Genomic DNA, 24,165 nt, shown 5'->3' on the forward strand with positions numbered 1-24,165 from the left:
GGGGGGGGGGGGGGGGGGGGGGGGGGGGGGGGGGGCCGCGGGGGGGGGGGGGGGGGGGGGGGCCCGGGGGGGGGGGCCCCCCCCGCCGCCCGGCCCTCTGCCCGGCCCGCCCGCCAAGGGACCGGGCCGCCGCAGGAGCCTGATGGGCACCCGTCCCTGGGTGGCCGCGCTCTTCCTGCTGCCCGCCCTGATCCTGCTGGGCGCGCTCGTGGTGTACCCGATCGTCTACACCGTCCAGCGCAGCCTCTTCGACGCCGACGGCAGCGCCTTCGTCGGTCTGAAGAACTTCGGCACGGTCTTCACCGACCACGGCATCCTCACCGCCGTGCGCAACAACGCGATCTGGGTGGTGGTCGCGCCGACCGTGGCGACCGCCCTCGGTCTGGTCTTCGCCGTGCTCACCGAACGGGTGCGCTGGAGCACGGCGTTCAAGCTGGTCATCTTCATGCCGATGGCCATCTCGATGCTGGCGGCCGGGATCATCTTCCGGCTGGTGTACGAGCAGGACCCGGGGCGCGGCGTCGCGAACGCCGTGGTGGTCGCGGTCCATGACACGTTCACCGACAACGCGGCCTATCCGGGCGCCAGGCCGCGTCCCGGCGGCGATCTCGCGCCGAGCGCGGGCGGCTCCTTCACCACCAAGTCCACGGCCCGGCAGGGCAGTCCCGCGGATCTGCCGCTGATCGGCATCCCGCAGAACAAGCTGCCCTCGAACGCCGTGGACGCCAAGCCCGCGCCCTCGCAGCCGGATTCGGTGACCGGCACCGTATGGCTGGACTTCAGGCCCGGCGGCACCGGGAAGCCCGGTGTGATCGATCCGGGCGAGAAGGCGCTGTCCGGTGTGAAGGTGCAGGCGGTCAAGGACGGCAAGGTGGTGGCGACGGCGAAGTCCGGGAAGGACGGCACGTACAAGCTGCCCGCGTCCGCCGCCGGGGCCCAACTGCGGCTGCCCGCCTCGAACTTCTCCGGCAAGTACAACGGCGTCAACTGGCTCGGCCCGAATCTGATCACGCCGTCGATCATCGGCAGCTACATCTGGATGTGGGCGGGCTTCGCGATGGTGCTGATCGCGGCCGGTCTGGCCGGGGTGCCGCGGGAGCTGATGGAACAGGCGCGGGTGGACGGCGCCAACGAGTGGCAGGTGTTCCGCCGGATCACCGTGCCGCTGCTGGCCCCGGTCCTGGTGGTCGTCACGGTCACGCTGATGATCAACGTGCTGAAGATCTTCGACCTCGTGTACATCATCGCGCCCGGCAACACCCAGTCGGACGCGAACGTCCTGGCCCTCCAGCTCTATCTGTCGTCCTTCGGCGGCGGCGACAACCAGGGGGTGGGCAGCGCGATCGGTGTGATCCTGCTGCTGCTGGTCCTGCCGGTCATGATCTTCAACATCCGGCGGCTGCGCAGGGAGGGACGGCGATGAGCGCGGAATCGGCCGCCATGGCGGGCGGTCCTGAGACGGGCGGCCAGGCGGCGAAGGGCGACGCGGTGCCCGAGGCCGCGCCGAGGCCGAAGGAGAGTGTGGCCGCGCGGATCGCGGCCCGCGCGAGCGGCGGCCTGGTACGGGTCTTCCTGCTGGTGGTGGCGCTGTTCTGGCTGATGCCGACGATCGGGCTGCTGCTGTCGTCGCTGCGTACGCCGAGCGACATCTCGGCCAGCGGCTGGTGGAAGGTCTTCACCTCGCCGTCGGAGCTGACGGTCTCCAACTACCGCACGCTGCTGGACAATCACGCGATCACCGACTCGCTGGTGAACACCGCGCTGATCACCGTGCCCGCGACGCTGCTGGTCGTGGTGATCGGCTCGCTCGCCGGTTACGCCTTCGCCTGGATGGAGTTCCCGGGCCGCGACTGGTGGTTCATCGCCGTGGTGGCGATGCTGGTGGTGCCGGTGCAGGTGGCGCTGATCCCGGTCGCGCGGCTCTTCGGCGACATCGGGATCTTCGGTGACATCTCCGGTGTGGTGCTCTTCCACACCGCGTTCGGACTGCCCTTCGCGATCTTCCTGCTCCGCAACTTCTTCGCGGAGATCCCGCGCGAGCTGCTGGAGGCCGCGCGGCTGGACGGCGCGGGCGAGATCCGGCTGTTCGTGCGGGTGGTCATGCCGCTGGGCGGCCCGGCCATCGCGTCGCTGGGCATCTTCCAGTTCCTGTGGGTGTGGAACGACATGCTGGTCGCGCTGATCTTCGCCAACAGCGACGCGCAGCCGATCACGGTCGCCCTCCAGCAGCAGGTACGGCAGTTCGGCAACAACATCGACATCCTGGCGCCCGGCGCCTTCGTGTCGATGGTGGTCCCGCTGGTGGTCTTCTTCGCCTTCCAGCGGCAGTTCGTGTCCGGTGTGATGGCGGGCGCCGTCAAGTAGCCGCCACGGAGCCGTCCAGCGGCCGTCCAACAGCCGCCCGGGAGCCACCGGGTAGCCACCGGGGAGCGGCGCACGCGCGGGGCGGCGGAATATTCGGTACGAAACGGGGGGCGTCGGGCGCTTTACACTGACGCCCCCCACACCCGTACCGATCGGACATCCCCCCATGACCATGACCTCCGCCGAGGACCGGCTTCCCGCGCCCACCGAACTGGCCCAGGTCGAGGGCTGGTTCTTCCCCGTCGACCAGGTCCTCTTCGACTGGTTCCTGACCCGGCAGGTCAGCCGCACCGAGCCCGGCGACCTGCTGGAGGTGGGCGCCTATCTCGGCAAGAGCGCCATCTTCATGGGGAGTTACCTGCGCGAGGGCGACACCTTCACCGTCTGCGACCTGTTCGACGCCCCGGCCGAGGACAACGCCAACTCCGCCGAGATGAAGAAGTCGTACCCGACCTTGACCCGTCACTCGTTCGAGGCCAATTACCTCTCCTTCCACGACGAGCTGCCCGAGGTCGTCCAGGGCATGTCCTCGACGGTCAGGGACCGAGTCCAGCCGGTGTCGTGCCGGTTCGCGCACATCGACGCCTCGCACCTGTACGAGCACGTGCACGCCGACATCGAGACCTCGCGCGAGCTGCTGCACCCGCACGGCGTGGTGGCGCTGGACGACTACCGCTCGGCGCACTGTCCCGGCGTGGCCGCCGCCGTCTGGCAGGCGGTCACCTCCGGCGGGCTGCACGCGATCTGCGTGACCGAGAGCAAGATGTACGCCACCTGGGGGGATCCGGCCGAGATCCGCGCGGAGCTGCTGACGTACGTGTCGGGCCGCGCCGACCTGTGGCACGAGGTGCAGACGGTGGCGGGCGCGCCGCTGCTGCGGGTCAAGGGCGACCGGGACCGTACGGTGTCGCCGTCGCAGCCGCCATCCCGGCACGCGCCCGCCGCCGCACAGGCCCCTGATCAGACCGCAGGCCAGACAGCGGCCCAGACCGCGGAGCACGCCGAATCCGCCGCCGCGCGGGCCGCGGGGCCCGCCGGGCGGGCCGAGTCGCAGGCCCCGACGGCCGCCTCCCCCGCCGCCCCCGCGCCGCGCCGCTCCCGGGCGCGCCGTCTGCTGGTCAACGTCCTGCCGCCGATCATCACCAAAGCACTTGTACGGATCCGCGACTCGCGACGCGCCGGAGCGTAACCAGCGGCGCGGCCACGCGTTCCCTGGATATAACGGGCACTCCGCGCGAAAGCCATGGGCGCCCGTGCGCCCCTCGCCCCCGTGTCGAACCTGGATGTGCTGTGCCCCGCTTCAGCGTCGTCGTCCCCGTCTACCAGGTGCAGGCGTATCTGCACGCCTGTCTGAAATCCGTGCTCGACCAGTCCTTCGCCGATGTCGAACTGATCGTCGTGGACGACTGCTCCCCCGACGGCAGCGGCGCCATCGCCGACTCGTTCGCGGCCAGGGACGCCCGCGTCGAGGTGCTGCACCTGCCGGAGAACATCGGCCTCGGCCGGGCCCGCAACGCGGGTCTCGCCCGCGCCACCGGCGACTACGTCCTGTTCCTCGACTCCGACGACACCATGGTCCCCGGCTCGCTGGAGGCCGTCGCCGCCCGGATCGAGCGGACCGGCGAGCCGGACGTGCTGGTCTTCGACTACGCCCGCACGTACTGGAACGGCGATGTCCACCGCAATCAGTTCGCGGCGATCCTCAGCGAGACCGGCCCCGAGGTCTGCACGCTGGACGACCGGCCCGAGCTGCTGCGGCTGATCATGGTGGCCTGGAACAAGGCGTACCGCCGCGACTTCATCGAGAAGTCCGACATCGCCTTCCCCTCGGGCTACTACGAGGACACCCCGTGGACGTATCCGGTGCTGATGGCCGCCGGGTCGATCGCGCTGCTCGACCGGGTCTGCGTGCACTACCGGCAGCGGCGCGGCAGCGGCATCCTGCACACCACCAGCCGGCGGCACTTCGACATCTTCAAGCAGTACGACCTGCTGTTCGCGTTCCTCGACAGCCACCCGGAGCTGGAGCGGTGGCGGCCGGTGCTCTTCCGCCGGATACTGGATCACCTCACCACCGTCTTCAACTTCCCCGACCGGCTGCCGAATTCGTCGCGCCCGGAGTACTTCCGCCGCTGCCGTGCCCAGTACCGGCGGCTGCGGCCGAGCGGTTTCCGGGCCAGTCCCACCGGCCGCAGCGGGGTGCGGTACCTGCTGGTCGCGCTGGGCGCGCGGCGCACCTTCCAGGCGCTCGGCCGGGCGCACCGGCTGCGGCTGCGCGCCACCCAGCGGGCGAGGGCGCTGTACGGCAGGCTGCGGACGACGGCGCTGCACGCGCACTACCGGGTGCAGCGGCGGCGCGCGCTCGACCCGGACCTGGCGGTGTTCTCCGCGTACTGGGACCGCGGCTACTCCTGCAATCCGGCGGCCGTCGAGGAGCGGCTGCGCGAACTGGCGCCGCACATGCGGACCGCGTGGGTGACCACCGCGGAGCACGCGCACACCCTGCCGCCGGGCGTACGGCGCCTGGAGCCGGGCTCGGCCGCGTACTGGACGGCGCTGGCCCGCGCCTCGTACCTGGTCAGCAACGTCAACTTCCACCGCAGGTACGCCAAGCGGCCCGGCCAGATCAATGTGCAGACCCACCACGGCACGCCGCTCAAGCACATGGGCATCGACCTCCAGGAGCACCCGGCCGCCGCGGGCACCACCGACTTCGCGCGGATGCTGCGGCACGTCGACCGCTGGGACTACAGCCTCTCGGCGAGCCGCCACTCCACGCTGGTCTGGGAGCGCGCCTACCCGTCGGGCTTCACGGCCCTGGAGTACGGCCAGCCGCGCACCGACATCTTCCACCGGGCCACCGCGCGCGACGTGCTGCGGCTGCGCGACGAACTCGGCATCCCGCGCGAGAGCACCGCCTTCCTCTACGCGCCCACGCACCGCGACTACCAGCGCGGTTACCGGCCCGCGCTCGACCTGGCGCGGATGGCCGACGCGCTGGGCCCCGACGTGGTGCTGCTGCGCCGCACCCACCACTTCTACCCGCCGGGCGACCCGCGCGACGGTCTGGACGACCGGGCCCCGCACCCGCGGGTCATCGACGTGTCGGGGCACCCGTCGGCGGAGGAGCTGTGCCTGGCCTCGGACGGCCTGATCACCGACTACTCGTCGCTGATGTTCGACTACGCGGGCCTCGACCGGCCGATCGTGCTGCACGCCGCGGACTGGGAGACCTACCGGGCCACCCGCGGCGCGTACTTCGACATCACCGCGCACCCGCCGGGCCTGGTGGCGCGCGGCGAGGACGAGTTGACCGACATCCTCGCCACGGGGGCCTGGCGCGGCCCGCGTTCGGCCGAACTGCGGGCCGCCTTCCGGCGCCGGTTCTGTCCCTACGACGACGGGCTCGCCGCCGAGCGCGTGGTGCGCCGGGTGTTCCTGCGCGAGGACGGCGGGCTGCCGCCCGTGATCCCGCCGGAGGACCGGCACCTGGCCCCGCCGCCGTCCCGCGCCCGCGCGCTGGCCCCGCTCGCGGCGGACGCCTCCGATCCGTCCGGCCCGCCGCCGCTGGAGCCCTCGGGGCCCGACCCGCGCAGCCTGTAGCGGCCCCAAGGGCCCCGGCGGCGCGGGCGGTTCACCCGGTCGGGCCGCTCCCGCGGGCCGGGCGGTTCACGCGATCGGCCTTGGCTCCAGCGGCTCCCGCGCCTCAGCCGAGCGGCCGGCCCCAGCAGCTCCAGCGGCTCGCGCGGCTCCCGCGCCTCAGCCGAGCGGGACCGCCGGGCGCTCCCCCGCGGGTCCCGCCGTCGGGTCCGCGTCCCGCGCACCGGCCGGGGCCGGGGCGGGACGGCGGTCCTGGAGCGGGCGGTACGGCAGCAGCGAGGGCTCGCCGAGCAGCACCCGGCGCACCACGCGCTCGGCGGCGAGCCCGTCGTCGTACGCGCAGAACCGCTGCCGGAAGGCGGCCCGCAGCGCCGCCGCCTCGGGGCCGCGCCAGGCCCCCGAGCGGAAAGCGCGGGCCAGTCCCGCCTCGTCGCCCGCCACCACGCCCGGCGTCTCGCCGTGCCGCCCGGACAGCAGGTCGAAGTAGACGCCGCGGGCGGCGCGGTACGCCTCCCAGTCGGCGGCGTGCACGACGATCGGCCGGTCGAGGTTGGCGTAGTCGAACATCAGCGAGGAGAAATCGCAGAGCAACGCGTCGGAGGCGAGGCTCAGTTCCTCGACGGACGGGTGCTGCGAGACGTCCATGATGGTGCCCGCCGCGTGCAGCGCCTCGAGCGCGTCGTTCTGCCCGTAGAAGTAGTGGGCGCGGACCATCAGCGTGTAGCCGGGGCCCAGTTCGCGGCAGAGCCGTTCCAGGTCGAGCGGGACGACGAAGGTCCGCTGGTAGTCGCGGTGGGTGGGCGCGTAGAGGATCGCGGTGGTGCCGGGGGCCAGGCCCAGGCTCTCGCGGGCGCGGCGGACCTCGTCGGCGCCCGCGGTGTGGAACACGTCGTTGCGCGGGTAGCCGCTGGGCAGCGTCTCGTAGCCGCTGGGGTAGACCCGCTCCCAGACCTCCGCGGAGTGCTGGTTGGCGGCCAGCGAGAAGTCCCACTGGTCGGCGTGGTCGAGCAGGCGGCCGAAGCTCATGCCCTTGCCGACGGCCGGGCGGGCGCGCAGGTCCATGCCCATGTGCTTGAGCGGTGTGCCGTGGTGGGTCTGGAGGTAGACCTGCTCGGGGCGCTTGACGACCTGGCCGGTGAAGTTGGCGTTGTTCACCAGGTACTTGGCGCGGGCCAGCACGTCCCAGTAGCGGCGGGAGTTGACCACGACGTGGTCGACGCCGGGCGGCATCGCCTCGCGGTCCTTCTTGTTGACCACCCACACCCCGCGCAGGTGCGGGGCGATCTCCTGGGCCTTGTAGTAGACGGCCGCCGGGTTGCAGGACACCCCGCGGTTCCAATAGGCCGCGTAGACCACGAGGTTGGGGTCGACGGGGCGGCGCAGCCGCAGCCGGTAGTAGCGCTGGTAGACCGCGCGGCCCAGCGCGTTCTTGCGTGCCCTGATCCGGCGGGCCAGCTTGCGCGTCCACGCCTGGCCGCCGAGCGCCGCGCGGTAGCGGCCGTAGCTGCCGGTGCCCGCGGCCCGCAGCCAGCGGCCCTCGTTGCTGTCGGGCGCGGTCCAGCCCGCGGGCCGGTAGCGGCCCAGCAGCCGTCCCGCGCGGCGCACGTACTCAGGCCGGGCGTCGGGCGTCAGCGGCGAGCCGTCCTCGCCGACGGCCGCGAGCAGGACGGCCATCCGCCCGTACAGCGCGGCGCGTTGCTCCCGCTTGCGGTCCTCGGCCTCGTCGCCGCCGTCGATCTCGGCGAACAGCGCCTCGTACCGGTCGAGTACGGCCAGGTGGTGGCGGCCGGGCGTGGTGCCGACGCTGATCCCGCGCCGCTTGCGCCAGCGCACGCCGACCCGGTCCAGGCACGCGATGCCGGTGGCGGCGAGCAGGACGCGGGAGGCGACGGCGACGTCCTCGTACGCGCCCTCGCCGAAGCGGAAGCCGCGCTCCTCCCAGAAGGCGCGGCGCAGCAGCCGGTTCCAGACCGCGGGGTAGGTGCCCAGGCACTCGGGGCGGTCGGACGCGGTGAAGACGGAGTCGCCCGCCTCGCCGAGGAAGTCGGCGTCGTCGCTCTCCTGGATGTTCTCCCAGACGGTGAAGCGCTCGTGGTCGAAGAGCAGCACATCGGGGTCGCCGGTGGCGCGCAGCCGGGCGTCCGCGGCGGCCAGCGTGCCGGGCGTCATCAGGTCGTCGGCGTCCAGGAAGAGCAGGTAGTCGCCGGTCGCGAGGGCCGCGCCCGCGTCGCGCGCCGGTCCCGTGCCGCCGGTGCGATCCAGCCGCAGCGGCTTGACCCGCGGGTCGGCGGCGGCGAATTCGGCGATGATCGCGCCGCTCGCGTCCGGTGAGGCGTCGTCGACGGCGACGACCTCGACGTCGGTGAAGGACTGCCCGAGCACCGACTCCAGACAGGCGCGCAGGAAGCCCTGGGCGCGGTGGACGGGGACGACGACGGTGATTCGGGGCATGACCATCCTGGACAGATCGAGACGTACCGGTACGGGATAGCGTCCGAGCGTACCAACCGGACACCCTGCGGCGGTTCACCCTTTCGCTCGTTCGGCTCACTCGCGGTGACCGCAAGGCCCTTCGGCGAGTTGAAGGAACGGCATTCGCATGCCGTCGTGCATGTGCCGTCGCGCGCGTGCCGTCATCCGTATGCCGTCGCCGTCCCGGAAGGACCGTTGCCCGCCATGACGCCCCGCCTCACTGTCGTCGTCCCCGTCTACAACGTCGAGCAGTATCTGGAGGAGTGCCTGCGGTCGATCGCGGCGCAGACCTTCACCGACCTCGATGTGGTGATGGTCGACGACGGATCGACGGACTCGGGCCCCGAACTGGCCCAGGCGTTCGCCGACCGCGACCCGCGCTTCCGGCTGGTCGCGCAGCCCAACGGCGGCCTCGGCCACGCCCGCAACACCGGGGCGCGGAACGCGGCGCCGCAGACGTCGTACCTGACCTTCGTGGACAGCGACGACGTGCTGCCGCCGCGCGCGTACGAGAAGCTGGTCGGCCTGCTCGACCAGTCGGGCTCCGACTTCGCGACCGGCAACGTCTACCGGCTCACCCCGCAGGGCCGCAGCCAGGCGTGGCAGCACCGGGGCATGGACAAGACCGTGCGGCGCACGCACATCACCCGTGACCTGGGCCTGCTGTCCGACCGGGTGGCGTGGAACAAGGTCTTCCGCCGCTCCTTCTGGGACAAGCACCAACTGGCCTTCCCCGAGGGCGTGCTGTACGAGGACACGCCGCTGACCATTCCGGCGCACTTTCTCGCCGACGCCGTGGACGTGCTGCACGAGCACGTCTACTACTGGCGGATCCGCGAGGGCTCGATCACCCGCCGCCGCACCGACGTCAAGGGCGTACGCGACCGGATCGCGGCCGTCGACGGGGTCTCGCGGTTCCTGGCCGACCCGGCCAACACCCGCTGGAGCAAGCACAAGCGGGACTACGACCGGTCGGTGCTCACCGACGACCTGCTGTACTTCATCGAGGCCCTGCCGATGGCGGGACCGGAATACCACCAGGTCTTCCTCGACCGCGTCCGCGACTACCTCGGCCGCGTCGACCCGACGCTCTTCCCCGCGCTGCCCGCCGAACTGCGCATCCGCTGGGAGCTGATCAGGGAGGGGCGGCTGGCGGACCTGCTGGAGGTGCTGGCGCACGAACAGCACGGCGGGCGCACCGTGTTCGACATCGCGGGGCCGCCGCTGCGCAAGCGCGCGGTGGTCGTGCGCGGCGACGGCTCGCCCGTGCCGCTGCCGCGCGCGGTGACCGCCATCGGCACGAAGGACCTGCCGGTGGTCGCCCGGCTCAGCCAACTGGAGTGGCGGGACGGCAAGTTGATCCTCCGGGGCCACGCGTATGTGCGCAATGTGGACGCGGGCGCGCGCCGTACCTCGCTCAAGACGGCCGTGCTGATGTCCGGGCGCCGCAAGCTGCTGCTGCCGGTGCGGACCGTGCGGGTCCCCGAAGTGACCGACGGCGGACCGCAGGAGCGGCACTCGTACGACTGGTCCGGCTTCGAGATCACCGTCGACCCCAAGCGGCTGCGGGGCAAGGAGGGCTGGACGGCCGGGCAGTGGCGGCTCGGGATCGTCGTGGCGGCGGGCTCGGTGGTCCGCCCCGCGGCGCCGCGCGCCGACGACGCGGGCGCCGGGTCCTCGCCCGTCCCCTTCCCGCTGGACGACGACACCCGGCTCGTGCCCTGGTACAAGGACGGCCGGCTGCACCTGTCGGTCGAGCCGGTCACCCGCCGGATCACCGGTCACCGGGCGGACGGCGACGGCGGGGTCGTCTTCGGGATCGCCGTCCGCGACCGCAAGCCCCCGGTCGCGCTGCGGGCCACGCAGCAGACGACGGGCGCGGCCTTCGACTACCCGCTGACCGCCGACGCGGAGAGCACCGGCATCGACGGCTGGACGCGGCTGACGGCGCGCCTGGTCCTGGCCGACCTCGCGGGGGCGCGGCCCGACGTCGAGGGGCTGCCCAAGGAGGTCGCGCCGGAGACGGCCGCGGCCTGGTCGTTCGAGGCGGTCTTCGCCGACGGCGGCACCGCGCGGATCGCCGCCGACGGGCCGCTGCCGCAGGGGCGTTACGACCTCGGCGGCGACGCGCTGCTGGCCGGGGCCCGGCGCGAGCTGGTCGTCGACGCCACCGCGGCGGGCAATCTGCTGCTGCGCGACCGTACGCCCCAGCCGCTGGCCACCCATGTGGCGCGCGCCACCAACGGCACCCTCCTGGTCACCGGTGAACTCCCCGCCGACACCCCGCCCCCGGCCCGGCTGGTCCTGCGGCACGGCACGTACGCGGCCGAGGTCGGCGTCGAGGTGACGCTGGCGGCCAAGGGCGCGGACTCCGCTGCCGCCGAGGCGGCGGGGGCCGTGGGGGCTGCGGGCGCCGCTGCGGCAGCGGGGGACGATGCCCCGGTCGCGGCGGGAACCCCGGCGCAGGCCGTGGCCGGAACGGCGTCTGCCGTGGCGGCGGAGGGAGCCGCGGGGCGGGACCCGGCCGGCCCCGTACGCCGGTTCAGCGCCGCGCTGGACGTGTCGGCGCTGCCGCACGCAGGACGCTGGTATCTGCACCTGCGGGCGGCGGACGGCGGCGACGCCCCGGTGCGGATCGCGCGGGAGGCGTTCGCCGAGCTGCCGCTGCGGCTCCCGGCGGCGCCGGGCGCGCGGCCGGTGACGGTCGACCGGCGGTTCCACGACCACCTGTTCGTGGCGGCCGGATCGCCCGTGCCCGCGGCGGACCGCGGCCCGTACCGGCAGCGGATGCTGCGCGAGCGGCGCTACCCGGTGCTGCTGCGCCGCCCGTTGACCGACACCGTCCTCTACAGCAGCTTCGACGGCCGCGACTGCGCGGACTCGCCGCGCGCCGTCCACGACGAACTGGTGCGCAGGGGCGTCCCGTTCGACCATGTGTGGGTGGTGCGCGACCACACCGTGGCGGTGCCCGCGACCGCCCGCGCGGTGCTGCGCGGCAGCGACGACTGGTACGAGGCGCTGGCCCGCGGCCGCCATGTGGTGACCAACACGCATCTGCCCGCGTGGTTCCGCCGCCGCGAGGGCCAGCGGGTCGTCCAGACCTGGCACGGCGCGCCCGTGAAGCGGATCGGCCAGGACCTGGCGGGCACGCTGTGCGCCGACCTCACCCACATGTGGCCGCAGCCGAGCCTCGGCCACCAGTGGAGCGTGCTGCTCTCCCCCAACTCGCAGAGCACCCCGGTCCTGCGCCGCGCCCTCGACTTCGACGGCGAGGTCGCCGAGACGGGGCTGCCCCGTACCGACCTGCTCAGCGGCGAGGACCGCGACAAGGTGCGCGAGGAGGTACGGGCCAGGCTCGGCCTGCCCCCCGGCCGCACGGTCGTGCTGTACGCGCCGACGGTCCGCGACGACGAGGCGTACGACGCCGAGCACGCCCGGCTGCACCTGCCGCTCGACCTGGCGGCGATGGCGGCGGAGCTGACCACCAGCCATGTGCTGCTGGTCCGCTCGCACCCGCTGGTCGCCGACACCCTCCCGGCGGTGCCCGGCGGCTTCGTGCGGGACGTCTCCGCCCACCCCGACCTCGCGGAGCTGCTGCTCGTCGCCGACGTGCTGGTCACCGACTACTCCTCGGTGCTCGCCGACTTCGCGGTCACCGGCCGCCCGGTGCTGCTGTTCACGCCCGACCTGCCGCACTACCGCGACACGCTGCGCGGCTTCACCTTCGACTACGAGGCCCAGGCGCCGGGGCCGCTGCTGCGCACCACGGACGAGCTGACCGCCGCGCTGCGCGACCCGGAGGCCGCCGTCCGGGGCCGCGCCGACGCCTACGCGGCCTTCCGCGCCGCCTTCTGCCACCTGGACGACGGAGGGGCCGCCGCCCGCGTGGCGGACCTGATGCTCGGCTGACCCCCTGACACCCTGACCGAACCGCCGCCGGAACACGGAGCCTGTCATGACATCGAGCGAATTGGCCCCCGCCGCACACCCGCCGCGGCCGCACGACCGCACCCTCCTCAAGGCCGCGCCTTGCCGTCACTGACGACCGGAGAGGTCACCGCGGGCGACGGCGCGGGCGACGAGCCGGGGGCCGGTACGGCCGACGGCGCCGCGGTCGCGGCCGGGCGGGCCGGTCTGCCCGCCCGGCTGCTGGAACGGGCGCGGGCCTGGCGGGTGACGCCGTACGCCGTCGTCGGGACGCTCTTCTGGCTGGTGGTCGCCGCGGCGGCCTGGCGTACGCCGATCGCCTCGGACTTCGGGCAGCACGCCTCGGCGGTGGAGCGGGTCAAGGCCGACTGGCGGCACCCGGCCAATCCGCTGCTCGACCTGCCGGGCACCGGCAGCCCGTACTTCTCGCCGTACATCGTGGCGCTCGGCCTGATCGCGCGGGCCACCGGCGCCGCCGGGCGGGAGGTCGTGCGCTGGTGCGGCCCGGTGAATCTGGCGGTGCTGGTCACCGGCGTCGGCGTGTACGCGCGGACGCTGAGCAGACGGCCGATGGCGCCGGTCTACGCGCTGCTGGCCTTCACCCTGCTGTGGGGCGTGCAGGGCAAGGAGTGGAGCGGCTTTTGCGGGGTGTGGTCGCTGACCCGCGGCGCCTCGTACCCGAGCGCCTTCGCGGTCGGCGTCACCTTCCACCTGTGGGCGCTCACCGACCGGCTGGCGCGCCGCCGTACCACCGGCTGGGCCGGTTACGCCCTGCTGGGCGTGGCCTGCGGGCTGCTGCTGCTCATCCACCCGATCACCGCGCTGGCCGCGGCCGTCGGGATCGTGGCGGTGCTGACGGCCCGGCAGCGCGGCTGGTCGCGGCGGGTGACGGCCCGCTGGCTGCTGGCGGGCGCGCTCGCGCTGCTGGTGGCCGTGGCGTGGCCGTACTACGACGTGTTCTCGCTGGCCGGTGACACCACGGTCGACGCGGTGCACAAGCGGCTCTACATCCACCCCTGGCAGTGGTACGGGCTGGCGCTCGTCGGCCTCCCGCCGCTGCTGCTGCGCGCCCGGCGCGGCGTCCGCGACCCGCTGGTCCTGATGTTCGCCGCCTTCTGCCTGATCGTCGCCTACGGGTGGGTGAGCGGGCACTACACCTACGGGCGGGTCTTCGCGCTGCTGCTCGTGCCGCCGCAGTTCGCGCTCGCCGTGGAACTGGCCTCGATCCCGCCGTGGACCCGGCTGCGCGCGGTGCTCGCGCCCGTGGCCGCCGTCGCGCTCTGCTTCGGCGTGGCCGCGCAGATCGGCGCCGTCGTGCCGCAGCGCTTCCTGCCGGTGACCGTCGACCACCCGGTGCGCTGGCCGGGGTACGGCTGGGCCGCGGACCGCATGCCCGCCGACGCGGTGGTCCTCACCGACGGGTACTACGCCACGCACGTCCTGCCCGCCTACGGCTTCTTCCTGGTCGCCCCCACCTGGCCCGACCCGTCCACCCCGGCCGCCGAACGCGACCGCAGATTCGCCGCCGTGCGCACGTATCTGGACCCGAAGTCGACGGCGGCGCAGCGCGCCGCGGTCCAACGGCGGTACGGGGTCGGCTGGTTGCTGCTGACGAAATATCAGAAGGTGCCGCCCGGCGGGACCTTGGTGGCGACGGGGACCAGGACGGGTGACCGGCTGGTGCGGCTGGCGCCGGTGCCGGGCGAGTCCTGAGGCGGATACGGGGCGAGGCCCGATGCCGTTCCGGCCTCCGGCCCGGGGCCGTCCTCGGCGGGTGATGTCACCGAACGGCACCAAGGCGTCAGCGGGTTCGATACGACGTCCGCGCCTCGTACACACCCCCGGTAGCATCGTGCCCCGTTCGCCTACCGGGGGGTGCCTGAAATCTCCAGTCACGACAGCAGTTCGAGCGGTGGCCCGGCGCCGGGCGCGGGTGCGGGTCCGGTGCCGGGCGCGGGACCGGGTTCTGATCAGGGTCCGGGCGGGAGTCCGTTACAGGCGCTGGAGCCGCAGGACCCGCGCGAGGTGGCCGGTTACCGGCTGCTGGCCCGGATCGGCGAGGGCGGGATGGGGTCGGTCTACCTCTCGCACACCCGCGGCGGACAGCCGGTCGCGCTGAAGGTGATCCGGCGCGAATACGCGCAGGACGAGGAGTTCAGGCGGCGCTTCCAGCAGGAGGTGCAGTCCGCGCGCCGGGTGCAGGGCTACCACGTGGTGCCGGTCGTCGACCACGACACCACCGGCAACCGGCCCTGGCTGGCGACCAGTTACATTCCGGGGCTGCCGCTGGACGACGCGCTCGCCCGGCACGGGGCGCTGCCGGTGGCCACCGCGCTGCAACTGGTGGGCTGCGCGGCGGAGGCGCTGCGCGCGGTGCACGCGGCGGGCGTCATCCACCGCGACCTCAAGCCCAGCAATGTGCTGCTCGGCGCGGGCGGCCCCTGGGTGATCGACTTCGGCATCGCGCGCGCGGCGGACTCCACGCAGCTCACCCGCAGCGGCGGCCTGATCGGCACCCCGCAGTACATGTCGCCCGAGCACGCCAACGGGCACGAACTCACCCCGGCCACCGACCTGTTCTCGCTCGGCCTGATCGCCGCGGTCGCCGCCACCGGACGGCACCCGTACGGCACGGCGGGCGCGATCACGCTCGCCACGCAGATAGCCAACACCGCCGTCCGGCCGCCCGACCTGTCCGGTTACCCCGACGAGCTGCGGACCGTCCTGGAGCGCTGCCTGACCGCGGACCCGGCGGCCCGGCCCACCCCCGCGGAGCTGGCCGAGCTGTGCGAGCGCGGCGCGGGCCGCCCGCTGCGGGACTTCAGCGGCTGGCTGCCGCAGCCGCTCGCGGCCGAGATATCCCGGCGAGAGGCCGCCGCGGCCCTGCCGCCGGCCCCGGCACCGCCTGCCGCGCCCGCCGCGCCGCCGCACATACCTGCGCCCGCCGTACCGCCCGCGATGCCGCAGGGGGCGCCGCGGGCCGCACCGCCCGCCGGGACGGGTGCCGCGCCCTCCGGCCCGTACGCGCCGGGCCCGTACACGCCGGGTCCGTACGCGTCAGGCCCCTACACCTCGGGCATGTTCGGGCCGACGAACGTGGACGGCCCCGCGACCGGCGCCCACGGAGCCACCGGCCGCGGGGACGGAAGCGGTCGGGCGAGCGGTCCCGAGAGCGGTCCCGGAGACGGGCAAGGGCGCGGTCCCGGAAACGGCCACGGGCGCGGTCCCGGAAACGGGAACGAGGGGCACGACGGGAACGGGAACGGGCACGACGGGCAGAGCCGGGTCCCCAGCGGCCGGACGCAGAAGGTGATGGCCATCGGCGGCAGCGTCCTGGCCGTGATCCTCGCGGTGACGCTCACCTACGCCTTCACCCACTCCGACGGCAAGGGCGACGACAAGGGCCCGCAGGGCACGTCGCCGCTCGGCGGCGGCCCCGGCACCGCCACCTCCCAGTCCCCCGCTGCCGCTCCGACCACCGGCCCCGCGAGCACCGACCCGACCGGCTCCCCCGGCGGCTCCTCGGCCGACCCGGGCACACCCGGCGGCGGGCAGCCGCAAGTCATCTTCCAGGACCGCAAGTTCACCATCCGCTCGCCCGCCTGGAACCACGGCACGCATGTGGACCTGGACAGCGCGAGGGTCGAGCCGAACGGCCAGATCGGCGACACCGACGGCTACGAGATCGAGTACCAGGACTGGGCCGACGGCAGCATGCGGTTCCTCACCACCTTCGGCCGGGCCGACGGCACCGACTACCAGGCGTGCAGGAACGGCGTCGGCGCCGACGCGCTGTCCGGCGAGATCTACCGGGACGACCTCGCCAAGGACACGTACATCGCCAAGGGCACGGTGCTGTGCACGGTGACCTCGGAGGGCAATCTGGCCATGCTGAAGGTCACCGACGTCACGCCGTCCGGCAACATGATGACCGACCCGATGCCGACGTACTCCACGCTGCTGACGGTGTGGAAGATGCCGGACGCGCCCACGCCGTAGCGCGGTTGGGCCCGGCGGGCGGGCACTTGCGCACAAGTGCCGCCCACCGGGCCCGCGTTCAGCCGCACCGCCGCGCCCGCACCGCCGCGACCGTACGGCCCAGCGGTGCGTACGGCTCAGCGGTGCGTGCGGCTCAGCGGTGCGTGCGCAGCAGCGTACGGAAGGTCCGCATCGCCACCGACAGACTCGCCAGGTCGAACTCCTCGGCGCCCTGGATCTCCTCGAGGGTGGTGCGGGCGCGGCCGATCAGCCCCGCGTTCTGCTCCTCCCACGCCGTGTAGCGCTGCTCGGGCGTGGACCCTTCGGGGCCCGCCGTCAGCACGTCGGCGGTGAGTGCCGCGTGGGCCGCGAAGAGGTCCTCGCGGATGGCGGCGCGGGCCATGGACTGCCAGCGGTCGGCGCGCGGCAGCAGGATGATCCGGTCCAGGAGCTGCGTGATCCCCAGCCGGTCGGCGAGGTCGAAGTAGACCTCGGCGACGTCCAGCGGCTCCTTGCCGGTGCGGTCCGCGACGTCGACGATGTCGAGCGCCGGGAAGGCCGCGGAGAATCCGGCGACCCGGGTGGCCAGTTCGTCCGGCACCCCCGCCGCGGTCAGCTCGTCGCGCAGCGACCGGTACCAGTCCGCGTCCGCGCCGCGCAGCAGCTTGGGCTGGTGGGACCAGACCGCGGCGACGCCCTCGGCGAAGAAGTCGATGGTCTCGGCGATCTGGAGCGGCTGGAGGCGGTTGTTGAGCAGCCAGCGGGTGGCGCGCTCGACCAGCCGCCGCGAGTGCAGCCTGATCCGGGTCTGCACGTCGGCGGCGACGATGTTGTCCAGCGCCTCGACCGCGTCCCAGATCTCGGCGAGACCGAAGATCGCGCGGGCGGCCGTGTGGGCCCGCACGATCTCCTCCGTGGTGGCGCCGATCTCCTCGCGGAAGCGGTGCAGGAAGGTCGTGCCGCCGGAGTTCACCGTGTCGTTGACCAGGACGGTCGTGATGATCTCGCGGTGCAGCGCGTGGTTGTCGATCTGCCGCTCGAAGCGCTCCCGCAGCGGCACGGGGAAGTACGCGTGCAGCAGGGAGCGCAGGTACGGGTCGTCGGGCAGTTCGGTGTGGACCAGTTCCTCGGCCGTGGTGATCTTGGCGTAGGCGAGGATCACCGCCAACTCCGGCTGCGTCAGGCCCTGTCCGGCCGCCAGCCGCTCGCGGATCTGCCGGTCGGTGGGCAGGAACTCCAGCGCCCGGTCCAGGTGGCCGTCGCGCACCAGGCGGCGGATGAACCGCTGGTGGGCGTGGAGCAGACTCGGGGCCTGCTCCATGCTGTTGGCGAGCGAGACGTTCTGCGCGTAGTTGTTGCGCAGCACCAGGTCGCCGACCTCGTGGGTCATCTCCGCGAGCAGCGAATTGCGCTGCTTGACGGTCATGTCCCCTTCGGCGACGACGCTGTTGAGCAGGATCTTGATGTTGACCTCGTGGTCCGAGGCGTCCACACCCGCGCTGTTGTCGATCGCGTCGGTGTTGATGTGGCCGCCGGTCCCCTCCGGGCCGCCGTTCAGGGCGAATTCGATCCGGCCGAGCTGGGTGAAGCCCAGATTGCCGCCCTCGCCGACGACCTTGACCCGCAGTTCCGCGCCGTCGATCCGGATCGCGTCGTTGGCCTTGTCGCCGACGTCGGCCTGCGACTCGGTGGACGCCTTGACGTAGGTGCCGATGCCGCCGTTCCACAGCAGGTCCACCGGGGCCTGGAGGATCGCCTTCATCAGCTCGGCGGGGGTGATCTTCGCGGTGGCGGTCTCGATGCCGAGCGCCTTGCGGATCTGCGCGTTGAGCGGGATCGCCTTGGCGGTACGGGGGAAGATCCCGCCGCCCGACGACAGCAGCTTGGTGTCGTAGTCGGCCCAACTGCTGCGCGGCAGCTCGAAGATGCGGCGCCGCTCGGCGTAGGAGGTGGCCGCGTCCGGCTTCGGGTCGAGGAAGATGTGCCGGTGGTCGAAGGCCGCGACCAGCCGGATGTGCTCCGACAGCAGCATGCCGTTGCCGAACACGTCACCGGACATGTCGCCGATGCCGACGACGGTGAAGTCCTCTTCCTGGGTGTTGACGCCCATCTCGCGGAAGTGCCGCTTCACCGACTCCCAGGCGCCGCTGGAGGTGATGGCCATCTTCTTGTGGTCGTAGCCGACCGAGCCGCCGGAGGCGAAGGCGTCGCCGAGCCAGAAGCCGTACGACACCGCGACCTCGTTGGCGATGTCGGAGAACGACGCGGTGCCCTTGTCCGCGGCGACGACCAGATACGTGTCGTCCTCGTCGTGCCTGACCACGTCCGTCGGCGGCACGACCTCGCCGCCGACGAGATTGTCGGTGATGTCGAGCAGGCCGGAGATGAACGTCTTGTACGAGGCGATGCCCTCGGCCAGCCAGGCGTCGCGGTCGGCGGCCGGGTCGGGCAGCCGCTTGCCGACGAAGCCGCCCTTCGCGCCGACCGGCACGATGACGGTGTTCTTCACCATCTGCGCCTTGACCAGGCCCAGCACCTCGGTACGGAAGTCCTCGCGCCGGTCGGACCAGCGCAGACCGCCGCGGGCGACCTTGCCGAACCGCAGGTGGACGCCCTCGACCCGCGGGGAGTACACCCAGATCTCGAACGCCGGGCGGGGCGCGGGCAGTTCGGGGATGGCCTGCGGGTCGAACTTCATCGACAGGTAGTCGTGCGGCTGCCCGTCGTCGCGGCGCTGGAAGTAGTTGGTGCGCAGCGTCGCCTTGATCAGGGTGAGGAAGGCCCGCAGGATGCGGTCCTCGTCGAGGCTGGCGACCTGGTCGAGCGCGCCGTCCAGCTCCTCCAGCAGCCCGTCGGTCAGCTCGCTGCCGGCCCGCTGGTGGTCCGGCGAGAAGCGGGCCTGGAAGAGGTTGACCAGCAGCCGGGTGGTGTGGACGTTGGTACGGAGGGTGTCCTCCATGTAGTCCTGGCTGAAGGTGGACCCGGCCTGCCGCAGGTACTTGGCGTACGCGCGCAGCACCATCGCCTCGCGCCACTCCAGACCGGCGCGCAGCACCAGGGAGTTGAAGCCGTCGTTCTCCGCCTTGTCGGTCCAGGTCGCGGCGAAGGCCGCCTGGAACCGCTCGCGGGCGTCGTCGCCGAGGTCGCCGAGGCTGGGGTCCAGGCGCAGCCCGAAGTCGTAGACCCAGGCGCGGGTCTGGTCCGAGCGGCGCAGCTCGTACGGCCGCTCGTCGACGACCTCGACGCCGAGCCGCTGGAGCACCGGCAGGACGGCGGACAGCGAGACGGGCGCGCCGGTGCGGTAGATCTTGAAGCGGCGCTCGTCGCTGGCGCCGCCGACCGGCTCGTACAGGCTGAGGGTGAAGTCGTCGGCGCCCAGGCCCTCGATGTGCTGGAGGTCGGCGACGGCGACGCGCGGTGCGAAGTCGGCGCGGTAGCCGTCGGGGAACGCGTGCGCGTACCGCCGGGTCAGCTCGGCCGCGCGCTCCTCGCCGCACTCGGCGGTCAGCGCCTCGCCGAAGCCGTCGGCCCAGGAGCGGGTGGCGTCGGAGAGCCGGCTCTCGATCCGCTCGACGTCGGCGTCGGTGATGTCGGGCAGCGGCGCGCCGGGTTCGACGCGGATGACGAAGTGCAGCCGGGACAGCACCGATTCGGTGTTCCAGGCGGTGAAGTCGGCGCTTCGGCCGCCCAGTTCGTCCTGGAGGATGTTGGTCAGGCGCAGCCGTACCGCCGTGGTGTAGCGGTCGCGCGGCAGGTAGACCAGCGCCGAGTAGTAGCGGCCGTACTCGTCCTGCCGCAGGAACAGCCGCAGCTTCCGGCGCTCCTGGAGGTACAGCACGCTGGTGGCGATGGACCGCAGCTCGTCGGCGGGGGTCTGGAACAGCTCGTCGCGCGGGTACGTCTCCAGGATCTGGAGCAGGTCGCGGCCGTCGTGGCTGTGGGCGGTGAATCCGGCGCCTTCGAGGACTTCCTCGACCTTGCGGCGGACCACCGGGACCCGGCGGATCGACTCGGTGTAGGCGGTGGAGGAGAACAGGCCGAGGAAGCGGCGCTCGCCGATCACATTGCCCTCGGCGTCGAACTTCTTCACGCCGACGTAGTCCAGATACGAGGGACGGTGCACGGTGGAGCGGCTGTTGGCCTTGGTGAGGATCAGCAGCCGGTGTTCGCGGGCCTTGGCGCGGGCGTCGGCGGGCAGCCTGCTGAACGACGGGGAGCCGGGGTGCCCGAGGTGGGTGTGGTGGCCCGGGTCGGTGCCGTCGGTGCCGGGGTGCACCGGGTCGGAGCGCAGGATGCCGAGACCGGTGCCGGGGACGGCGACCAGCACGTCCTCGGTGGAGCCGTCGGGCTCGGTGTCGGTGGTCAGCTCGTACTCGCGGTAGCCGAGGAAGGTGAAGTGGTCGTCGTTGAGCCAGCGCAGCAGCTCGACGGCCTCGCTGACCTCGCGCTCGGGCAGCGGCGGCGGGGTCGCGGACAGCTCGTCGGCGATGCGCTTGGCGGACTCGCGCATCTTCGCCCAGTCCTCGACGGACTCGCGGACGTCGGAGAGCACGCGGCGCAGGTCCGCGGTGATCTCCTTGAGGTCGGCGCGGTCGGTCTCGCGGTCGATCTCGACGTGGATCCAGGACTCGACCAGCACGTCGTGCGGGAGCGAGCCGTCCTCGGGTCCGCACCCCGGGGCGACGATCTCCAGCAGCTTGCCGGTCACGTCGCGGCGGACCAGGAACTGCGGGTGGAAGACGACGTGGATGCCGCGGTCGGCCTGGGTGAGCGCGTTGGTGACCGAGTCGACGAGGAAGGGCATGTCGTCGGTCACGACCTGGACGACGGTGTGGCTGGACTGCCAGCCGTTCTCCTCGACGGTGGGGGTGTGCACCCGGACGCTGGCACTGCCCTGCGGGCGTACCTCCGCGAGCCGGTAGTGGGAGACTGCCGCGCCGAAGACGTCGACCGGATTGCGGTCGTTGAGGTCCTCGGGTGCGCTGTGCAGGTAGTAACCCCGGAGGAACGCCGTCAGCGCCTCTGTGTCGCGGCCCTGGCCGGGTAGTCCCCCCGTCTGGCTGTTCTCAGCGACCTTGGCTGCTCGTTCCAGCAGTTCGGCCTTGGCTTCGTCCAGCTTGGTCTGCATGTCCTCTGACTCCTGTCGCGCGCCATTGCGTGACGTCGGGTGATGGCAGGACGTCACGTGACGCGGGGTATCCGCTACGGGACGACGCTATGCCGGAAGAGGGGTCCGCCGTGCCCGTACGCACGCGGTGGCCCCTGATGAACTGATCAACGTTGATCACGCCGCAAGGCTATCGCTCGCTCACGGGTGCCTGTCAGGAGACGTCTTCGTACAAATGCACTGCACACCTTTGGCCCCTCTGGACAGGAACCGGGCGGGAACAGGACCGGGACGAGACGGCGAACAGTCGATGCGGAGGTGATGATTCCGGCGTTGGAGCGGGGCACGGACCGGGCCCGAGCGTCGATTCGGGAGCCCGGCGGCAGGGCCTGTCCGGCGGACACGCCCTAGCCCGCGGCTATTCGCTCGGCTTCCACGACGGCGGCGGCGAGGCTGTCGACCACCGGCACCCCGGCGCTCTCCAGGCTGGCGCGGCTGTGCGAGCCGCCGGTGTACAGCACGGCGTGCGCGCCGACGTGGGCGGCGGCCACCGCGTCGTCGAGCGCGTCACCGATCACCACGATCCGGCCGGGGTCGGCGGCGACGTCGGCGAGCGCGGCGAGGTGGCGGGCCATCTGCGCGGCCTTGCCCTGGTTGGAGGGGCCGGTACGGCCGTCCACCCGGACGAAGTGCTCCATGATGCCGTGCGAGGTCACCACGGGCAGCAGATTGTCCTGCGGGGCGAGCGAGCACAGCGACTGCGTGAGCCCGGCGGCCCGGCGCGCGGCCAGCAGCTCGGCCGCGCCCTCGGCGAGGCCGCAGCGGCCGGCCAGCGCCCAGTAGTGGCGGTGGAAGGCGGCGTCCATCACCTCCCACTCGGCGTCGGTCGGCAGTCGTCCCATCAGCCGCTCGTAGAACCGGGGCACGGGCACGCAGTACAGCTCCTGGTACCGCTCCAGGGTGATCGGGGCCAGGCCCAGCTCGGCGAACGAGGCGTTCGTCGCCTCGATCACCGCGTCGATGTCGTGGAAAAGGGTGCCGTTCCAGTCCCACACCAGATGCGTGCCTACGGAATGCGTGCTCACTCCACGAACCGTACTCGCGGGGTGTGACAGCCCGGTGCCCGAGGGTGGGGTCCCGGCCACGCGGGGCCGCCGTACGACCGGGCGGGGGCCGAACGGATTCAGCCGATCAGGTGCCCGGGCGGTCGGATGCCGGGGCGCTCACGCGGTCGAGCGTTCAGCCGGTCGGGCGCTCAGCCGGTCGCGCGCTCGGGTCCTCGCGCGCCGGGGTCAGGAGATGAGGTTGGGGATCTCCTGCGTCGCGTACCAGAGCAGGTCGTGGTCCTCGGCGCCGTCCACGGTGAACTGCGCGTCGTCGTCGCCCATGTCGGCCGCGCCCACGGCCGCCGCGGCGGCCGTCACATCGGTCCGCGCGTCGTCGGCGTCCACGTGCACCGCGGCCGTCCTGGACAGCGGCACGGCGCGCGCCAGGCGGACCTCGCCGAGCGAGCCGGGGTCCAGGCCGTGGTCCGGGTCGTACGTCACGGCGGCGTCGTCCACGTCCACGGCGACGACCACCCGGCGGCGCGGGGTGTCCGGGTGCACGGCCAGCAGCCGCAGCGACGCCTGGGCGGCGCGGTTGAGGGCCGCGTACTCCAGCTCCTCGATGTCGTCCGAGACGTACCACTCGCGCAGGCTCGGCGTCACCGCGTAGGCGTCCAGCGGTACGGGCCCCAGCTCGCCCGCCTTGTACGCCTCGGCGAGACCGGCCAGGGTCGTTGGAATATAGACGCGCATGGCGTGAAGCATACGTGCGCCACCACGCGAATAGGTGAATTCCTCCGCGCCCTCCGTCGGACGGCACCCCGCTTGCCAGCCCCTCCCCGAGGGTCCTAGAACCGCCCTGTCACCGCCCTACCCGCCAGTAGCGACCACAGGGGAAGCACCCGTGCAGACGACGCCGCCGCAGCCGCCCGTAACCGTGCCCGTACCCGGAACCCCGGCACCTCCCCTGCCCGCTCCCCCTCCGCCGCGCGCCGCGGGCGTGGAGCGGCGTACGGCGGGCGTGGAGCGGCGTACGGCGGGCGGCGCCGGTCCGCCCGGACGCAGAGACAGCCGACGGCCCGGCGGGCGGCCAGGCGGGCGTCCAGGCGCCGCGGCGAGGCCGGCGGGAGGCGCGGCGAGCGGGGGCACCGGCTCGGTTCCGGTCCCGGCGAGGTCCGTGGCGGTCGTGACGCGGCCGGGGACGGCGCCGCGCCCGCCCGCGCCGCACCTGTGGTTCGCCGGGCGCCTGCTCGACGTGCTGACCGGGCGCAGCCCCGTGACGTCGCTGGCCGGACGCGTCAGGGACGAGGCGTACCAACGGCTGTGGGAGCTGCACGGCGCCCGCGCCGACTGGCGGCTGCGGGCCCGCGGCCGTACCCCCTACGTGTACCGGTGCCGCTGCTTCCGCACCGCGGACGGCGCCCTGGAGGTGGCGGCCGTCGTCGCCCTGGACCAGGACGTCTTCCGCGCCCTGGCCTTCCGGCTCGAACCCTCGGGGGCCGCCGCGCCGCCCTCGGCGGGCTACGGGCAGGCCCGCTGGCGGTGCACGGCGGTCCAGGCGGGCTGACCTCCCGCGGGTGAGCGTCTTGGACGCGGCACGGCCGCGGGGCCGGACCCGTGAGGAAGGGGTCCGGCCCCGCGGCCGTGTCCGGTCGAGCCCGCCCGTAGGCG

General features: G+C 73.1%; 12 protein-coding genes. 8 read left to right on the top strand and 4 right to left on the bottom strand.

What is annotated here, in order from left to right; translation table 11 throughout:
- Positions 1 to 142: 142 nt before the first annotated feature.
- From ACFY9V_RS32165 to ACFY9V_RS32180, 4 genes are all read left to right on the top strand, one after another.
- Positions 143 to 1,423 (top strand): sugar ABC transporter permease, encoded by a 1,281-nt coding sequence (locus tag ACFY9V_RS32165; RefSeq protein WP_355343277.1) that lies wholly within the window; start codon positions 143 to 145, stop codon positions 1,421 to 1,423.
- A gap of 17 nt (positions 1,424 to 1,440) precedes the next feature.
- Positions 1,441 to 2,364, top strand: coding sequence for a carbohydrate ABC transporter permease (locus ACFY9V_RS32170; RefSeq protein WP_355343274.1), 924 nt, complete (start codon positions 1,441 to 1,443; stop codon positions 2,362 to 2,364).
- A gap of 172 nt (positions 2,365 to 2,536) precedes the next feature.
- Complete coding sequence (locus tag ACFY9V_RS32175) at positions 2,537 to 3,553, top strand: class I SAM-dependent methyltransferase (RefSeq protein ID WP_391164004.1); 1,017 nt, start codon at positions 2,537 to 2,539, stop codon at positions 3,551 to 3,553.
- 101 nt (positions 3,554 to 3,654) lie between these two features.
- Positions 3,655 to 5,967, top strand: a complete 2,313-nt coding sequence (locus ACFY9V_RS32180; RefSeq protein ID WP_391163988.1) for a CDP-glycerol glycerophosphotransferase family protein — start codon at positions 3,655 to 3,657, stop codon at positions 5,965 to 5,967.
- 156 nt (positions 5,968 to 6,123) lie between these two features.
- Here ACFY9V_RS32180 and ACFY9V_RS32185 read toward each other — a convergent pair whose 3' ends face one another.
- Positions 6,124 to 8,415 carry a CDP-glycerol glycerophosphotransferase family protein gene (locus tag ACFY9V_RS32185; protein WP_391163989.1) on the bottom strand — a complete coding sequence of 764 codons (2,292 nt, stop codon included), beginning with the start codon at positions 8,413 to 8,415 and terminating at the stop codon, positions 6,124 to 6,126.
- A gap of 225 nt (positions 8,416 to 8,640) precedes the next feature.
- On the opposite strand from ACFY9V_RS32185, the gene ACFY9V_RS32190 reads away from it, so the two are divergent.
- The 3 genes from ACFY9V_RS32190 to ACFY9V_RS32200 all read left to right on the top strand — a co-directional run bounded on the left by ACFY9V_RS32190 (position 8,641) and on the right by ACFY9V_RS32200 (position 16,362).
- Positions 8,641 to 12,345 (top strand): CDP-glycerol glycerophosphotransferase family protein, encoded by a 3,705-nt coding sequence (locus ACFY9V_RS32190; RefSeq protein ID WP_391163990.1) that lies wholly within the window; start codon positions 8,641 to 8,643, stop codon positions 12,343 to 12,345.
- A 120-nt stretch (positions 12,346 to 12,465) separates the two neighbouring features.
- Positions 12,466 to 14,076 (top strand): hypothetical protein, encoded by a 1,611-nt coding sequence (locus tag ACFY9V_RS32195; protein ID WP_391163992.1) that lies wholly within the window; start codon positions 12,466 to 12,468, stop codon positions 14,074 to 14,076.
- A 312-nt stretch (positions 14,077 to 14,388) separates the two neighbouring features.
- Complete coding sequence (locus tag ACFY9V_RS32200; protein ID WP_391163993.1) at positions 14,389 to 16,362, top strand: protein kinase; 1,974 nt, start codon at positions 14,389 to 14,391, stop codon at positions 16,360 to 16,362.
- A gap of 133 nt (positions 16,363 to 16,495) precedes the next feature.
- Here ACFY9V_RS32200 and ACFY9V_RS32205 read toward each other — a convergent pair whose 3' ends face one another.
- The 3 genes from ACFY9V_RS32205 to ACFY9V_RS32215 all read right to left on the bottom strand — a co-directional run bounded on the left by ACFY9V_RS32205 (position 16,496) and on the right by ACFY9V_RS32215 (position 23,247).
- Positions 16,496 to 21,469 (bottom strand): NAD-glutamate dehydrogenase domain-containing protein, encoded by a 4,974-nt coding sequence (locus tag ACFY9V_RS32205; protein WP_391163994.1) that lies wholly within the window; start codon positions 21,467 to 21,469, stop codon positions 16,496 to 16,498.
- 386 nt (positions 21,470 to 21,855) lie between these two features.
- Positions 21,856 to 22,533 (bottom strand): HAD family hydrolase, encoded by a 678-nt coding sequence (locus tag ACFY9V_RS32210; RefSeq protein WP_355342925.1) that lies wholly within the window; start codon positions 22,531 to 22,533, stop codon positions 21,856 to 21,858.
- Between the two features lie 207 nt (positions 22,534 to 22,740).
- Positions 22,741 to 23,247 carry a DUF6912 family protein gene (locus ACFY9V_RS32215; RefSeq protein WP_355342922.1) on the bottom strand — a complete coding sequence of 169 codons (507 nt, stop codon included), beginning with the start codon at positions 23,245 to 23,247 and terminating at the stop codon, positions 22,741 to 22,743.
- Between the two features lie 424 nt (positions 23,248 to 23,671).
- Between ACFY9V_RS32215 and ACFY9V_RS32220 the strand changes: the two genes are divergently transcribed.
- Entirely contained in the window at positions 23,672 to 24,061 is a 390-nt protein-coding gene (locus ACFY9V_RS32220; protein WP_391163995.1) for an Rv3235 family protein, read from the top strand.
- The last annotated feature ends 104 nt before the right edge of the window (positions 24,062 to 24,165 follow it).

The organism is Streptomyces sp. NPDC008317 (assembly GCF_042955955.1).
In the GTDB taxonomy this organism is placed as follows: Bacteria; Actinomycetota; Actinomycetes; order Streptomycetales; family Streptomycetaceae; genus Actinacidiphila.

What these genes read in the sequence shown, in the direction of transcription:
- ACFY9V_RS32185 (WP_391163989.1), bottom strand. Translation starts at nt 8,415, where the DNA reads ATGCCCCGAATCACCGTCGTCGTCCCCGTCCACCGCGCCCAGGGCTTC.
- ACFY9V_RS32215 (WP_355342922.1), bottom strand. Translation starts at nt 23,247, where the DNA reads ATGCGCGTCTATATTCCAACGACCCTGGCCGGTCTCGCCGAGGCGTAC.
- ACFY9V_RS32205 (WP_391163994.1), bottom strand. Translation starts at nt 21,469, where the DNA reads ATGCAGACCAAGCTGGACGAAGCCAAGGCCGAACTGCTGGAACGAGCA.
- ACFY9V_RS32175 (WP_391164004.1), top strand. Translation starts at nt 2,537, where the DNA reads ATGACCTCCGCCGAGGACCGGCTTCCCGCGCCCACCGAACTGGCCCAG.
- ACFY9V_RS32190 (WP_391163990.1), top strand. Translation starts at nt 8,641, where the DNA reads ATGACGCCCCGCCTCACTGTCGTCGTCCCCGTCTACAACGTCGAGCAG.
- ACFY9V_RS32170 (WP_355343274.1), top strand. Translation starts at nt 1,441, where the DNA reads ATGGCGGGCGGTCCTGAGACGGGCGGCCAGGCGGCGAAGGGCGACGCG.
- ACFY9V_RS32165 (WP_355343277.1), top strand. Translation starts at nt 143, where the DNA reads ATGGGCACCCGTCCCTGGGTGGCCGCGCTCTTCCTGCTGCCCGCCCTG.